A 13,203-nucleotide genomic window follows, 5' to 3' on the forward strand; every position below is an offset into this window, starting at 1 on the left:
GCCGTCGTCCGGCCGAGTCACCGGGATGTTTCAGTGCGTCACGCGGTAGGAGGCGATGGCTTGTTCGTAGATGTCCGAAACCTTGTCGCGCCGGTTTTCCGGGCCGATGACCTGGAGAATGTGGTAGCGGCCGTCGACGATCATCGCGAGGTTACGGGCGTACACCTCACGGCCGGAGGCGTCCTGCCAGGTGAACTGGCCCTCGGCCATGGCCTGTCGGCCGACGTCGATCCGGCGCAGCCCGCTCGACCCCGACCAACTGGAGTCACGGAAGGGCCGCAACTCCAGTTCCTTCTCGGCCTGGTAGACGAGGGGGTCGCCGCCATTGGCCTTGACGGTGTCGCGTCCGGGGACGATCAGCAGGCTGAACCCGTCGCTGCCGTACCGGATCTGACGGTCCGCGTTGGCGGGACTGCGCTGCCAGCCCTTGGGTACCCCGACCTCGAAACCCTCCGGGTCCTTGCGCAGGGCGTAGCCGGGAGCGAGCGCGACGGCGGAGCGGCTGGTCTGCGGCTGCTGGGCGCCGGGGGGCTGTGTGGACGACTGTCCGCCGGTCCCGCCGCCGCCGGGCTCCGGTGAGCCGGACGCCGACGACGCGGGGCCCGAGGAGCGGGCGCCGGAGTCGCTGCCCGCCTTGGGCATGAACAGCATGGCGTACGCGACGGCCGCGACCAGGGCCAGCAGGACCAGCACCAGCAGCAGCCGCCCCAGCCGTCGCGGTGCCCGCCCCTCGCCCTGCCGGGGGCCGGGCGGCGGGGTGCGCAGCGCCTTGGGGCCCTTGGGCTCGCGCGGTGCTCTGGGCGCTCTCTCCGGTCCGGGCCTGTCGCGCCGGTCGGTCGTCTCCTTGGTGTGGCGGTGGCGGCCGTGGGCCGAGCCCTGGCCGAAGCGGCCGCGGCGCCTGCGGACCAGCTCGCCCCGGCGGCGCACGATGGGAAGCCGGGCGCTGTCGACGGACGGCAGCGGTACGACGTCCAGACCGGCCTCGGGCTCGGGCGCCGACCGCACGAGGGAACGCAGCCAGCCGCTCAGCTCCTCGAAGTCCGGCCGCTCGGTGGGGTCCTGGCGCAGCAGCGACTCGACGACGGGGCGCAGCGGACCGCACTCCTCGGCGAAGGCGGGCGGCTCCCCGCACACCATCTGGACCAGTTCCGCCGCGTTCTCCTCGGGGTACGGCGCGTGGCCCTGGACGGCGCGGTAGAGCAGCGCGCCCAGTGCCCAGAGGTCGGTGGCGGGGCCGATCGGCGGCGCCAGCTGCCAGTTCTCGTGAACGGGGCCCGCCTGCTCGGGCGCCCAGCGCTCGGTGACCGCGCCGACGAGGGCGATCCGGGTCTGCCGGGCGCGCTCGGCGGCGAGGGTGGTGGCGGGGCCGCGATAGGCGGGGCCCGAACCCTCGCCCGCGACGACGTCGTCCCAGCGGCCCGGCTGCTGCCGCTGGGGGGAGGGGTGGGCCGGCAGCGCCGGGGAGTTGCCGTGGCGCCGGGCGTCGGCGCGCAGGGCGTCCTCGCCCGAGCCTCCGGCGGGGACGGGACGCCCGGAGCCGGGGCCGTCGCTCCAGGTGCCGGTGAGATGCAGCCGCCGGCCGGGGGGCGCCTGGTCGTCGTCCCCGTAGCCGCCGTCGTCCTCGTCGTCCTCGTCGTCGTACGGGTCGTCCTCGTGCGGAGCCTTGGCGTACGGGTCCTCGGCGTACGGGCCCTTGGCGTACGGGTCCTCGGCCCGGTTCCAGGGGTCGGTCGGCCGCGGGCGACTGTCCGGGTCGGACGGTCCCGTGTCCTCCGGCCGCGCGGGGCGCTGCACCGGGAGGCTGCCGGTGTCCTCCGCCTCGCCCGCCCCGGCCCGGCGCTGGTCCTCGCCGACCCGGGCGGCGGCGCGGGCGCCCGCGCGGTAGGCGGCGATGGCTCCGGCGCGCTCGGCCCGCGACCGCGCGGCGCTTCCCGTTCCGGGGGCGGGCACGGGAAGAGCGGGATTCACCGGCCGCCGCACGGACTCCAGTTCGCCCGGCCCGCTGCCCCGCACATCGCCGTGGAGGTCGTCGCCGGACCGGTCGCCGGGGTACGCGTCATCGGCGTGCGCCTCGTCGTCGCCGTACCGGTCGCCCGTGGTGCGGCCCGTCTCGATGGCCGCCGGGCCGCGCGAAGCCGGCACCTCGGCCGGAGGGACGGGCGGGGGCGACGGGGGCAGCGGAGGCGGTGCGTACGGCCCGGTCGGGCCCGTCCCGACCGCCGGGCGGCCGAAGGCGATCTCGTCCCCGTCGTCGGGCTGCGGCGTCGGCACGTACCCGCAGAGCGCCTCCTGGGCCGCACCGCTCGCCAGACCGGTCAGCACGACACGGCCGTCGTCGCAGATCAGCACCGTGCGGACGGTGATGTTCCGGTGGGTCCAGCCATGGGCGTGCAGCACCCGCAGCGCCGTCAGCACGTCGGAGCCGATCTCGGCGGCCCGAAAGGGATCGAGGGGACGCTCCGCGAGCAGCGCGGCGAGCGGGCGGGCCATGACGAATTCGCTCACGATCCAGAGCGAGCCGGCCTCGGCGAACACGTCGAAGACCTGATCGAGCCGGGGATGGTCGGGGACCTGGGCCGCCGCCTGCGCGGCCTCGATGGCGCGCCGGACCGCCGGGTCCGTGGACCGTCGCACCGCGCGTCCCGTGACTCGCTGGGCCGTCGGCACCGGGCCGTCGGCGTCGAGCACCTCGGCGTCCACCACTTCGGGCAACGGCACCTGCCGGATCAGGACTTCCTGTCCGCTGTAGGTGTCGAACGCCCGGGTCTCGACCAGTTCGTACTCATCGGACGGGGGCAGCGGAAGGCGGTAGCGGTCGGCAAGCACCCGACCCGCGTAGTCGTCCACGACGCCTCCCCAGAGCGCGCTGTCCCCCGGTCACGAAACCCGTACGAATTCATCAATTGCGCTCACTCACCGAGCAATTGATCCGCCGTTCCGGCTGCGTACGGTCTTCAGGCTCTCACGATACGTGGCAAGGGCCGGACGCGCGCCGGGGTCGGTGCATCCCGGCCCTTTTCACCCATCGATCAGTCGGCGGGCGCGAACGTGTCGAACGCGGTCTCGCGCAGCGTCCGGCACTCCTTGCCGTCCCACTCGCTCGACCTGCAGCTGATCATGATCGCGTAGCCATGGGTGGCGTCGACCTTGAAGCCCCTGTTCAGCACGTGGATCCGCTGCCCCTGCTGGGTGCGCTCGAACTGCCAGTCGGCGACGGTCGGGTAGCCGTTGTACTCGACCTTCTTCACACCGAGGTGGTGGTAGCCGTTACTGCTGGCCGCGACGCCGGCCTTCGCGGCGTTCCAGGCCGCGGCGGCGTCGCCGCCGGGCGAAGCGGTGTAGTCGACCTGGAGGCGCGGGAAGCCCCCGTCGGCATTGAAGATGCCGCCGGAGTTACGCCCGGACGTGGTGTCGAGCCGGAAGTCCTCGGGCATCGCAATGGTGAAGTGGAACTGCTTGTTCGTGATGGTTCCGTATCCGGCGGGCAGTGCGTCGCCCTTGGCGCCCGGGTCGTCCGCCTTGGAACCGTCCGACCCCTTGCCCGAGTCGTCGCCCTTGCCCTGGTCCTTGCCCTGGTCCTGGGCCTTGCCGCTGCCGTTGCCGCTGTCGGTGTCTGTGGCGCTGCTGGTCGCGGAGGGCCCGGCCGAGGCCGACTTGTCGCCCTTGCCGCTGCCGTCGCTCGCCTTGTTCTTGTCGTCGCCGCCGAGCGTGAGCGCGAGGACCGTGCCGATCACGGCGAGCACGATGACGGCCGCGATGATCGCCAGGGTGCGGCGCGGCACCACGTCCGTGAGGGACGCGCGGGGCGGGGTGGCCGACGACGTGGCCTGGCGCGGCGGCGGTACGGCGGCGGAGGCCGCGCCCCCGGTCGCCGTGGCCGGGGGCCGGGCAGGCTTCGCCGGGGCCGCGGCGCCACTCGCCGAGGCGGCCTTCGGGGGCGTCGAGGGCGGGGGCGGCGCGGTGGCCGGGGCCGCGGCGGCGGCCGGCGTCGTCTTCGCGTTGCGCACGGAGCGCAGCGCGCCGCGTAGCCGGTCCCGTGTGCCCTCGACCTGCTCGCCGGAGTTCGGGGCCGTCCTGGCGCCGGACGCCGATGCCTGGCCGGGCAGCGCCATGATCTGGGTGGCGTCGGCGGGCGCGGGCACCACCGGGTCCGGCTTCTCGGGGGCGTGGATCACCTCGTCGAGCAGGGCGCGCGCGCCCGCTTCGTCGAGCCGCTGATCGGGGTCCTTGGCGAGCAGGCCGTAGATGACCTCTTTGAGTGGACCGGCGTTCTTCGGCGGATCGAGCGGTTCGGTCATCACCGCCGTCAGGGTGGCGATGGCCGATCCCTTGTCGTACGGCGGGGTGCCTTCGACGCTGGCGTAGAGCAGTCCGCCGAGCGACCACAGGTCGGCGGGCGGTCCCGGCTTGTGCCCCCGGGCGCGCTCCGGCGAGATGTACGACGGTGCGCCGACGAGCATGCCCGTCGAGGTGACCGACGGGTCGCCCTCGACCTGGGCGATGCCGAAGTCGGTCAGCACGACCCGGCCGTCCTCGGCGATCAGTACGTTGGACGGCTTCACATCGCGGTGCAGGATGCCCTCGCGGTGCGCCGAGCGCAGCACGTCGAGGATGGCGAGACCGACCTCGGCGGCGCGCCGGGGCGTCAGCACCCCGTCCTCGCGGATGGCCTCGGCGAGGGACTTGCCCTCGATGAGTTCCATCACGATCCACGGCCGGTCGTCCTCGTCGACCACGTCGAAGACCGTCACGGCGCCGTTGTTGCGGATCCGGGCGATCGCCTTCGCCTCGCGCAGCGTACGCGTGATGAGGCGGCGCTTCTCGTCCTCGTCGATGGCCGAGGGGAACCGCAGCTCCTTGACCGCGACCGTGCGGCCCAGCGTCTCGTCGACGGCACGCCAGACCGTGCCCATACCGCCCCGGCCGAGCACCTCCCCGAGCCGGTAGCGCCCCGCAAGGAGACGTCCGTCCTTGTCCCGTTGGGGCTCCCGTGCCTGCTCCGCCTCCGACATGCGTCCCCTCTGCGATCAACCCGCCCTGGCAGAGCGTTCATTGTCCCTCACCCCGGGACCGGCCATGGTGCCGGGTCCGCGGGCCCGTCATGATGGGGCCGGAGAAAGGGATTCCCTGCCATGCCGATGCTCAGGGCGCTGCGCGCCGCCCCGTTGCTGCTGGCGCTGTTCGGCCTCGGAACAGCGACCCTGCCCAGCGAACCACATCTCACGCCCGCGGCCTCCTACCTTCCCCGGCTCGTCGGCGTGGGCGGCGCCCCCACGGCTGCGCTGCTGGCCGACCGCGCCTCCTCCGCACCGTACGGCACCTACCGCTCGACGGGCCCCGGTATCCGCAGGGCGGACAGGTTCCGGGCCGGCAGCATCACCAAGACCTTCGTCGCCACCGTCGTGCTCCAACTCGCCCGGGAAGGAAGGCTTCGGCTGTCGGACCCCGTCGAGCGGCTGCTGCCGGGGCTGATCCACGGCAACGGCAACGACGGCCGCCGCATCACCCTGCGCGCCCTGCTCAGCCACACCAGCGGCCTCTACGACTACACCGCCGACGCCTCCGCCCGCCCCGTCTCCGCCACCGCGGCGGTCCGTCTCGCCCTGACCCACCGACCGACGAACGCGCCGGGCCGCTATGCCTACTCCAACACCAATTACGTCGTGCTCGGACTCGTCGTCCGGCGCGTCACCGGACACGACTACGCCACCGAGATCCGCCGCCGCATCATCACCCCCCTCCGCCTCACCGGCACTTCCCTCCCCGGCGCCCGTACCGCGCTGCCCGCCCCGCACGGCCGCGGCTTCACCCGGGACCCGGCCGACGGCAGCCTCCACGACGTCACCGCCCTCGACCCACGCACGGCGGGCGCGGCCGGGGAGCTGATCTCCACGCTCACCGACCTGAACCGCTTCTACGCGGCCCTGCTGAGCGGACGCCTCCTCCCGCCCGTCCAGCTGGCGACGCTGCTGAACACCGTTGCCACGCACGGCGTCTACGGTCTGGGCATCTATCCGCAGAAGCTCTCCTGCGGCACCACCGTCTGGGGCCACAACGGTCGCATAGCGGGCAGTTACGTCCGTACCGCCACCACGCGCGACGGCCGGCACACCCTCACATTCCGCGTCGACACGGACACCCTGAACGACGCGGCGACACTCGAACCGGCGCTGCTCAAAGCGGAGTTCTGCACTCGCGTCCCCCGCGCCTGAGCCCCGGCCCCCGCGAGCCCGGCAGGACCCGGACGGGAGGCCCGGCCCAGCAGGACCCGAGCGGGCGCCCCGCCCGAGCCCGATCCGGACGAGCGGCCCGTACGAGCCCGATCCGAGTGGGCGGCCCGTACGAGCCCGATCCGAGTGGGCGCCCCTACAACGGCACGATGTCCGGAGCACCGAGCCGCGCCGCGTCCGCCGTGAGGTCGTCCGGCTGGCGCTGCGACTCCCGCTCCGCCTGCACCCGCTTCTCGTAGCGCTCGACCTCCCGGTCCATCTGCCCGTCGTCCCAGCCCAGCACCGGCGCCATCAGCTTCGCGCAGAGCCGGGCGCTGAGCGTGCCCCGGTCGAAGGTCTCGATGGAGATCCGGGTCCGGCGGGTCAGTACGTCGTCGAGGTGGCGGGCCCCCTCGTGCGAGGCGGCGTAGACGATCTCGGCCTTCAGGTAGTCGTCCGCCGACGGCAGCGGCTCGCCCAGCGTCGGGTCGTCGACGATCAGATCGAGGAGTTCCTCGGTCATGGAGCCGTAGCGGTTGAGCAGATGCTCCACCCGGGCGACATGGAGCCCCGTCCGGACCGCGATCCTCGCGCGGGCGTTCCACAGCGCCCGGTATCCCTCCGCCCCCAGCAACGGAATGTCCTCCGTGACGCACTCCGCCACCCGCTGGTCGAGACCGTGCACCGCCTCGTCCACGGCGTCCTTCGCCATCACCCGGTACGTCGTGTACTTGCCGCCCGCCACGACCACGAGGCCCGGCAGCGGATGCGCCACCGTGTGCTCGCGCGAGAGCTTGCTGGTCGCATCCGACTCGCCGGCCAGCAGCGGCCGCAGGCCCGCGTAGACGCCTTGGACGTCGTCCCTGGTCAGCGGCGTGGCCAGGACCGAGTTGACGTGTTCGAGCAGATAGTCGATATCGGCGCTGGACGCCGCCGGATGCGCCTTGTCCAGGTCCCAGTCGGTGTCCGTTGTCCCGACGATCCAGTGCCGTCCCCACGGGATGACGAAGAGGACGGACTTCTCGGTGCGCAGGATCAGGCCGGTCGAGGAGTGGATGCGGTCCTTCGGGACGACGAGGTGGATACCCTTGGACGCCCGGACGTGGAACAGTCCGCGCTCCCCGATCAGCGCCTGGGTGTCATCCGTCCAGACCCCGGTCGCGTTGACCACCTGCTTGGCCCTGACCTCGTACTCCCCGCCCGCCTCGACGTCCTCCACCCGGACACCGACGACCCGCTCGCCCTCCCGGAGGAAGCCGATGACCCGCGCCCGGTTCGCCACCTGGGCGCCGTATCCGGCGGCGGTGCGCACCAGGGTCGCCACATAGCGGGCGTCGTCCATCTGCGCGTCGTAGTACTGCAACGCCCCGACCAGGGCGTCCTTCCTGAGCGCCGGGGCGACCCGCAGGGCGCGGCGGCGGGAGAGATGCCGGTGGAGGGGCAGGCCGCGGCCGTGCCCCGACGACACCGACATCGCGTCGTAGAGCGCCACACCGGAGCCGGCGTAGAGCCGCTCCCAGCCCTTGTGCTGCAGCGGATAGAGGAACGGCACGGGCTTCACCAGGTGCGGGGCCAGCCGCTCCAGGAGCAGCCCGCGCTCCTTCAGAGCCTCCCGGACGAGCGCGAAGTCGAGCATCTCCAGATACCGCAGCCCGCCGTGGATCAGCTTGCTCGATCTGCTCGATGTGCCCGAGGCCCAGTCGCGCGCCTCGACCAGACCGGTCGAGAGCCCTCTCGTCGCCGCGTCCAGCGCCGTACCGGCGCCGACCACGCCCGCCCCCACGACCAGCACGTCCAATTCGCGCTCGGCCATCGCGGCGAGCGCCTCGGCGCGCTCCGCGGGTCCCAGTGTCGCTGTCCTCACCGCTGCCTCCCGGGGTAGATCGGGGTGGTCCGGCACGGGACGCGACCCGACCGAGCGGTCGGACGCCCCGCGCCCACCTCTCGATTCTGTCCGCCGTCCACGACTTCGGCCACCGCCTGTGGACAACACCAGGACGACGGGAGCCCGACAATGCGACATATAGGTCATATTTACGCCTAGTCTGACATTGCGCTGTCCCCAGCGGTTGCGCTTTCCGCTCTCTCGGTCCAAGGGAAGGACGGCCCATCCACATGCCCGCAGACCTCGCTGTCATCGGACTCGGCCACCTCGGCCTGCCCCTCGCCCAAGCCGCTGTCGCCGCCGGTGTCCAGACCGTCGGCTACGACACCGACCCACGCGCCTACGCGGAGCTCTCCGCGGGCCACACCCCCGTCGAGGGATCGCTCACCGCCTCGGACGTCCGCCGGATGCTCTCGGGGGGTTTCCGGCCCACCACCGACCCGGCCGAACTGGGCCGGGTCCGTACCGCGGTGATCTGCGCGCCCACCCCGCTCGGCGCCGACCGCGCCCTCGACCTCACCGCCGTCGGCGAGGCGACCCGCGCGCTCGCCGCCCGGCTGCGCCCGCACACCACCGTCCTGCTGGAATCGTCCGTCCAGCCCGGCACCACCGAGGGCTACGTGCTGCCCCTGCTCGAAGAGGGCTCGGGGCTGCGCGCCGGCCGCGACTTCCACCTCGCCTGCTCCCCCAACCGCCTCGACCCCGGCAACAGGACACACGTCTACGCCAACACCCCCAAGGTCATCGGCGGCCTCACCCCCGCCTGCACCGAGTCCGCCGCCGCCTTCTACGGCCGCCTCACCGACAAGGTCGTCCGGGCCCGCGGGCCGCGCGAGGCCGAGATGACAAAGGTCCTGGAGACCAACTTCCGGCACGTCAACATCGCCCTGGTCAACGAGATGGCGGTGCTCTGCCACGACCTCGGCGTCGATCTGTGGGACGTCATCAGGTGCGCCGAGACCAAGCCCTTCGGCTTCCAGCCGTTCCGTCCGGGCCCCGGCGTCGGCGGTCACGGCGTCCCCGTCGACCCGGGCTACCTCCCGTACCACAGCCGCACCCCCGGCCACCCCCTGCGGATGGTCTCGCTCGCCCAGGAGATCAACGACCGGATGCCGCAGTACGTGATCCAGCGCTGCGCCACCCTGCTGAACGAGCACGGCAAGTCGGTACGCGGTGCCCGGGTGCTGCTCCTCGGTGTCACCTACAAGCCGGACCTCGCGGACCAGGAGGCCTCCCCCGCCCGGGAGGTCGCGACCCGGCTGATGGACATGGGCGCCCAGATCGGCTACCACGACCCGCACGTCCTGGACTGGCGGGTACGTGAACTCCCCGTTCCGCGCGCCGACTCGCTGTACGAGGCGGCATCGAGCGCCGATCTCACGGTGCTGCTCCAGCACCACCGTACGTACGATCTCCAGGGCCTCGCGGTGAAGGCCCAGCTCCTCCTGGACACCCGGGGCGCGACCCCGGCGGGGGCCGCACACCGGCTGTAGGAACGACCTCCCCGGGGATTTCGGTGGGCTGTGTCACAGGCGGCTGCTAGCCTGCGGCGTCACTTCTCGCACAGCCGTGCGCTTCCGTCCCAGGGGGATACCACCATGAGCCAGCCCGTGCCACCGCCGAACCAGCCGCAGCAGCCGTACGACGCCCAGCCCGGTGGCGGCAACCCGTTCGCCGGCCAGCAGCCCGGCCGGCCCGGTGCCCCCACCGGCAACCCGTTCGCGGGTCAGCAGCCCGGCCCGTACGGCCAGCCCGGTCAGCCCGGCGCCGCGTTCGGCGGAGCGCCGTTCTCCCCGCCGGCCCCCGCCCGCGACAACCTGGGCCTCGGCCTGCTCACGGCGGTGGTCACGGCGCTCGTCGCGGCCTTCCTGTACGGCGTCATCGCGGGTGCGATCGAGCGCGAGGTCGGCTACATCGCCGTCGGCGTCGGATTCCTCGTCGGCTTCGCGGCGAGCAAGGTCGGCGGACAGAACCCGGTGCTGCCCGTGGTCAGCGCCGTTCTGTCGGTGGGCGCCGTCTACCTCGGCCAGCTCGTGGGCATCTCGATCACCTTCTCCGACCTGGCCCACCAGTCCGCCTCCAGCCTCTTCTTCGACCACTTCGACGTGCTGACGAAGGCGTGGAGCGAGGCGGCGAACTTCAAGACCTACCTCTTCCTGCTGCTCGGTGCCGTGGCCGCGTTCGGTGGCGCCAAGAAGGCCGCGTAGCGCCTGTACGGACACGGCAGGAGGCCCGGACCGCGTCTGCGGTCCGGGCCTCCTGCCGTGCTGCCGGGCGTACTCAGCGGCGGTGCTGCGAGTCCGCCACCGTCACCTCGACGCGCTGGAACTCCTTGAGGTCGCTGTACCCCGTCGTCGCCATCGCCCGGCGCAGCGCACCGAAGATGTTCATCGAGCCGTCGGGGGTGTGCGAAGGACCGGTGAGGACCTCCTCGGTCGTGCCGACGGAGCCCAGGTCCACCAGCTTGCCGCGCGGCACGTCCTCGTGGACGGCCTCCATGCCCCAGTGCCGGCCGCGGCCCGGCGCGTCCGTCGCGCGGGCCAGCGGGGAGCCCATCATCACGGCGTCCGCGCCGCAGGCGATGGCCTTGGGCAGGTCGCCGGACCAGCCGACGCCGCCGTCCGCGATCACGTGCACGTACCGGCCGCCGGACTCGTCCATGTAGTCGCGGCGGGCTCCGGCCACATCGGCGACCGCGGTCGCCATCGGGACCTGGATGCCGAAGACGTTGCGCGTGGTGTGCGCGGCGCCGCCGCCGAAGCCGACGAGGACACCGGCCGCACCGGTCCGCATCAGGTGCAGGGCGGCGGTGTACGTGGCGCAGCCGCCGACGATCACCGGGACGTCCAGCTCGTAGATGAACTGCTTGAGGTTGAGCGGCTCGGCCGCACCGGAGACGTGCTCGGCGGAGACCGTCGTACCGCGGATGACGAAGATGTCCACGCCCGCGTCGACCACGGCCTTGGAGAACTGCGCGGTGCGCTGCGGGGAGAGCGCGGCGGCGGTGACGACGCCGGAGTCGCGCACCTCCTTGATGCGCCGGCCGATCAGCTCCTCCTGGATGGGGGCGGAGTAGATCTCCTGCAGGCGGCGGGTCGCCGACTCGACGGGCATCTCGGCGATCTCGTCGAGCAGCGGCTGCGGGTCGGCGTGCCGGGTCCACAGGCCCTCAAGGTTGAGGACACCGAGGCCGCCCAGCTCACCGATGCGGATCGCGGTCTGCGGGGAGACCACGGAGTCCATGGGAGCCGCCAGGAACGGCAGCTCGAAACGGTAGGCGTCGATCTGCCAGGCGATCGAGACCTCCTTCGGGTCGCGGGTACGGCGGCTCGGAACGACGGCGATGTCGTCGAATGCGTACGCCCGGCGGCCGCGCTTGCCGCGCCCGATCTCGATCTCAGTCACGATGGTGTGGCCTTTCCCTCTATGTCTGCGCTGTCCAGTATCCCCGACACACGACTGAGGGGCGGTCCCGGGAACCCCGGGCCGCCCCTCAGCTGCGCTGACGCGTTACTTCCTGCTGTAGTTCGGCGCTTCGACCGTCATCTGGATGTCGTGCGGGTGGCTCTCCTTGAGCCCCGCCGAGGTGATCCGGACGAACCTGCCGTTGGCCTGGAGCTCCGGGACGGTACGCCCGCCGACGTAGAACATCGACTGGCGCAGGCCGCCGGTGAGCTGGTGGACGACCGCCGAGAGCGGGCCGCGGTAGGGGACCTGGCCCTCGATGCCCTCGGGGACCAGCTTCTCGTCGGAGGCGACGCCCTCCTGGAAGTAGCGGTCCTTGGAGAAGGACTTGCGGTCGCCACGGGTCTGCATCGCGGCGAGCGAACCCATGCCGCGGTACGACTTGAACTGCTTGCCGTTGATGAAGAGCAGCTCGCCCGGGGACTCCTCGCAGCCCGCCAGCAGCGAGCCGAGCATCACGGTGTCCGCGCCGGCCACCAGGGCCTTGGCGATGTCGCCGGAGTACTGCAGGCCGCCGTCGCCGATGACCGGGACACCGGCCGCCTTGGCGGCGAGCGACGCCTCGTAGATGGCGGTGACCTGCGGGACGCCGATGCCGGCGACGACTCGGGTGGTGCAGATGGAGCCGGGGCCGACGCCGACCTTGATGCCGTCGACGCCGGCGTCGATCAGCGACTGGGCGCCGTCACGGGTGGCGATGTTGCCGCCGATGACGTCGACACCGGAGGTGTTCGACTTGATCTTGGCGACCATGTCGCCGACCAGCCGGGAGTGTCCGTGGGCGGTGTCGACGACGATGAAGTCGACGCCCGCCTCGATGAGCGCCTGGGCCCGCTCGAAGGCGTCGCCCGCGACACCGACGGCCGCGCCGACCAGCAGCCGGCCTTCCTTGTCCTTGGCGGCGTTCGGGTACTTCTCGGCCTTGACGAAGTCCTTGACGGTGATGAGGCCCTTGAGGACCCCCGCCTCGTCGACCAGCGGAAGCTTCTCGATCTTGTGGCGGCGCAGCAGTTCCATGGCGTCCACGCCGGAGATGCCGACCTTGCCGGTGACCAGCGGCATCGGCGTCATGACCTCGCGCACCTGGCGCGTACGGTCCGACTCGAAGGCCATGTCACGGTTGGTGACGATGCCGAGCAGCTTGCCCGCGACGTCCGTGACCGGGACGCCGCTGATGCGGAACTTGGCGCACAGTTCGTCGGCGTCGCGCAGCGTCGCGTCCGGGTGCACCGTGATCGGGTCGGTCACCATGCCGGACTCGGAGCGCTTGACCAGGTCGACCTGGTTGGCCTGGTCGGCGATGGAGAGGTTGCGGTGCAGCACACCGGCGCCGCCCTGCCGGGCCATGGCGATCGCCATGCGGGCCTCGGTGACCTTGTCCATCGCGGCGGAGAGCAGCGGGATGTTCACCCGCACGTTCCTGGAGATGTACGAGGAGGTGTCGATCTGGTCGGGCGCCATGTCGGACGCGCCGGGCAGCAGCAGCACGTCGTCGTATGTCAGCCCGAGCGTCGCGAATTTCTCGGGCACTCCGTCGACGTTTGCAGTCATGACACCTTCCCCAAATGGCCTTGATCGGTGCGGATGTCCATGCTAACGGCCTTCGGGGGTGTCTCATTCCACGAGCAAGATCACCTAGAGGTT

At 72.2% G+C, this 13,203-nt stretch carries 8 protein-coding genes; 3 read left to right on the forward strand and 5 right to left on the reverse strand.

The window, feature by feature from the left end; translation table 11 throughout:
* Positions 1-30: 30 nt before the first annotated feature.
* Complete coding sequence (locus tag ACZ68L_RS22555; protein WP_469579580.1) at positions 31-2,847, reverse strand: protein kinase; 2,817 nt, start codon at positions 2,845-2,847, stop codon at positions 31-33.
* A 182-nt stretch (positions 2,848-3,029) separates the two neighbouring features.
* Positions 3,030-5,012 (reverse strand): serine/threonine-protein kinase, encoded by a 1,983-nt coding sequence (locus ACZ68L_RS22560; protein WP_469579582.1) that lies wholly within the window; start codon positions 5,010-5,012, stop codon positions 3,030-3,032.
* 120 nt (positions 5,013-5,132) lie between these two features.
* Between ACZ68L_RS22560 and ACZ68L_RS22565 the strand changes: the two genes are divergently transcribed.
* On the forward strand, positions 5,133-6,212 hold the full coding sequence (locus ACZ68L_RS22565) for a serine hydrolase domain-containing protein (protein WP_469579584.1): 1,080 nt from the start codon (positions 5,133-5,135) through the stop codon (positions 6,210-6,212).
* A 154-nt stretch (positions 6,213-6,366) separates the two neighbouring features.
* Here the strand turns inward: ACZ68L_RS22565 and ACZ68L_RS22570 are convergent, their stop codons facing one another.
* On the reverse strand, positions 6,367-8,073 hold the full coding sequence (locus ACZ68L_RS22570) for a glycerol-3-phosphate dehydrogenase/oxidase (RefSeq protein ID WP_469579585.1): 1,707 nt from the start codon (positions 8,071-8,073) through the stop codon (positions 6,367-6,369).
* A gap of 251 nt (positions 8,074-8,324) precedes the next feature.
* On the opposite strand from ACZ68L_RS22570, the gene ACZ68L_RS22575 reads away from it, so the two are divergent.
* Both ACZ68L_RS22575 and ACZ68L_RS22580 read left to right on the forward strand, forming a co-directional pair.
* On the forward strand, positions 8,325-9,587 hold the full coding sequence (locus ACZ68L_RS22575; protein ID WP_469579587.1) for a nucleotide sugar dehydrogenase: 1,263 nt from the start codon (positions 8,325-8,327) through the stop codon (positions 9,585-9,587).
* A 105-nt stretch (positions 9,588-9,692) separates the two neighbouring features.
* Positions 9,693-10,301 carry a hypothetical protein gene (locus ACZ68L_RS22580; protein WP_469579588.1) on the forward strand — a complete coding sequence of 203 codons (609 nt, stop codon included), beginning with the start codon at positions 9,693-9,695 and terminating at the stop codon, positions 10,299-10,301.
* Between the two features lie 73 nt (positions 10,302-10,374).
* Here ACZ68L_RS22580 and ACZ68L_RS22585 read toward each other — a convergent pair whose 3' ends face one another.
* Together ACZ68L_RS22585 and guaB are read right to left on the reverse strand one after the other, a co-directional pair.
* Positions 10,375-11,499, reverse strand: coding sequence for a GuaB3 family IMP dehydrogenase-related protein (locus ACZ68L_RS22585; RefSeq protein WP_361441581.1), 1,125 nt, complete (start codon positions 11,497-11,499; stop codon positions 10,375-10,377).
* A 105-nt stretch (positions 11,500-11,604) separates the two neighbouring features.
* A complete protein-coding gene (guaB, locus tag ACZ68L_RS22590; RefSeq protein WP_469579590.1) occupies positions 11,605-13,110 on the reverse strand; it encodes an IMP dehydrogenase in 1,506 nt (501 codons plus the stop codon).
* Positions 13,111-13,203: the final 93 nt, after the last annotated feature.

This window comes from Streptomyces sp. NPDC104309 (genome assembly GCF_055584025.1).

Coding starts and splice junctions, on each gene's coding strand:
- guaB (WP_469579590.1), bottom strand. CDS start 13,110: ATGACTGCAAACGTCGACGGAGTGCCCGAGAAATTCGCGACGCTCGGG.
- ACZ68L_RS22575 (WP_469579587.1), top strand. CDS start 8,325: ATGCCCGCAGACCTCGCTGTCATCGGACTCGGCCACCTCGGCCTGCCC.
- ACZ68L_RS22565 (WP_469579584.1), top strand. CDS start 5,133: ATGCCGATGCTCAGGGCGCTGCGCGCCGCCCCGTTGCTGCTGGCGCTG.
- ACZ68L_RS22580 (WP_469579588.1), top strand. CDS start 9,693: ATGAGCCAGCCCGTGCCACCGCCGAACCAGCCGCAGCAGCCGTACGAC.
- ACZ68L_RS22560 (WP_469579582.1), bottom strand. CDS start 5,012: ATGTCGGAGGCGGAGCAGGCACGGGAGCCCCAACGGGACAAGGACGGA.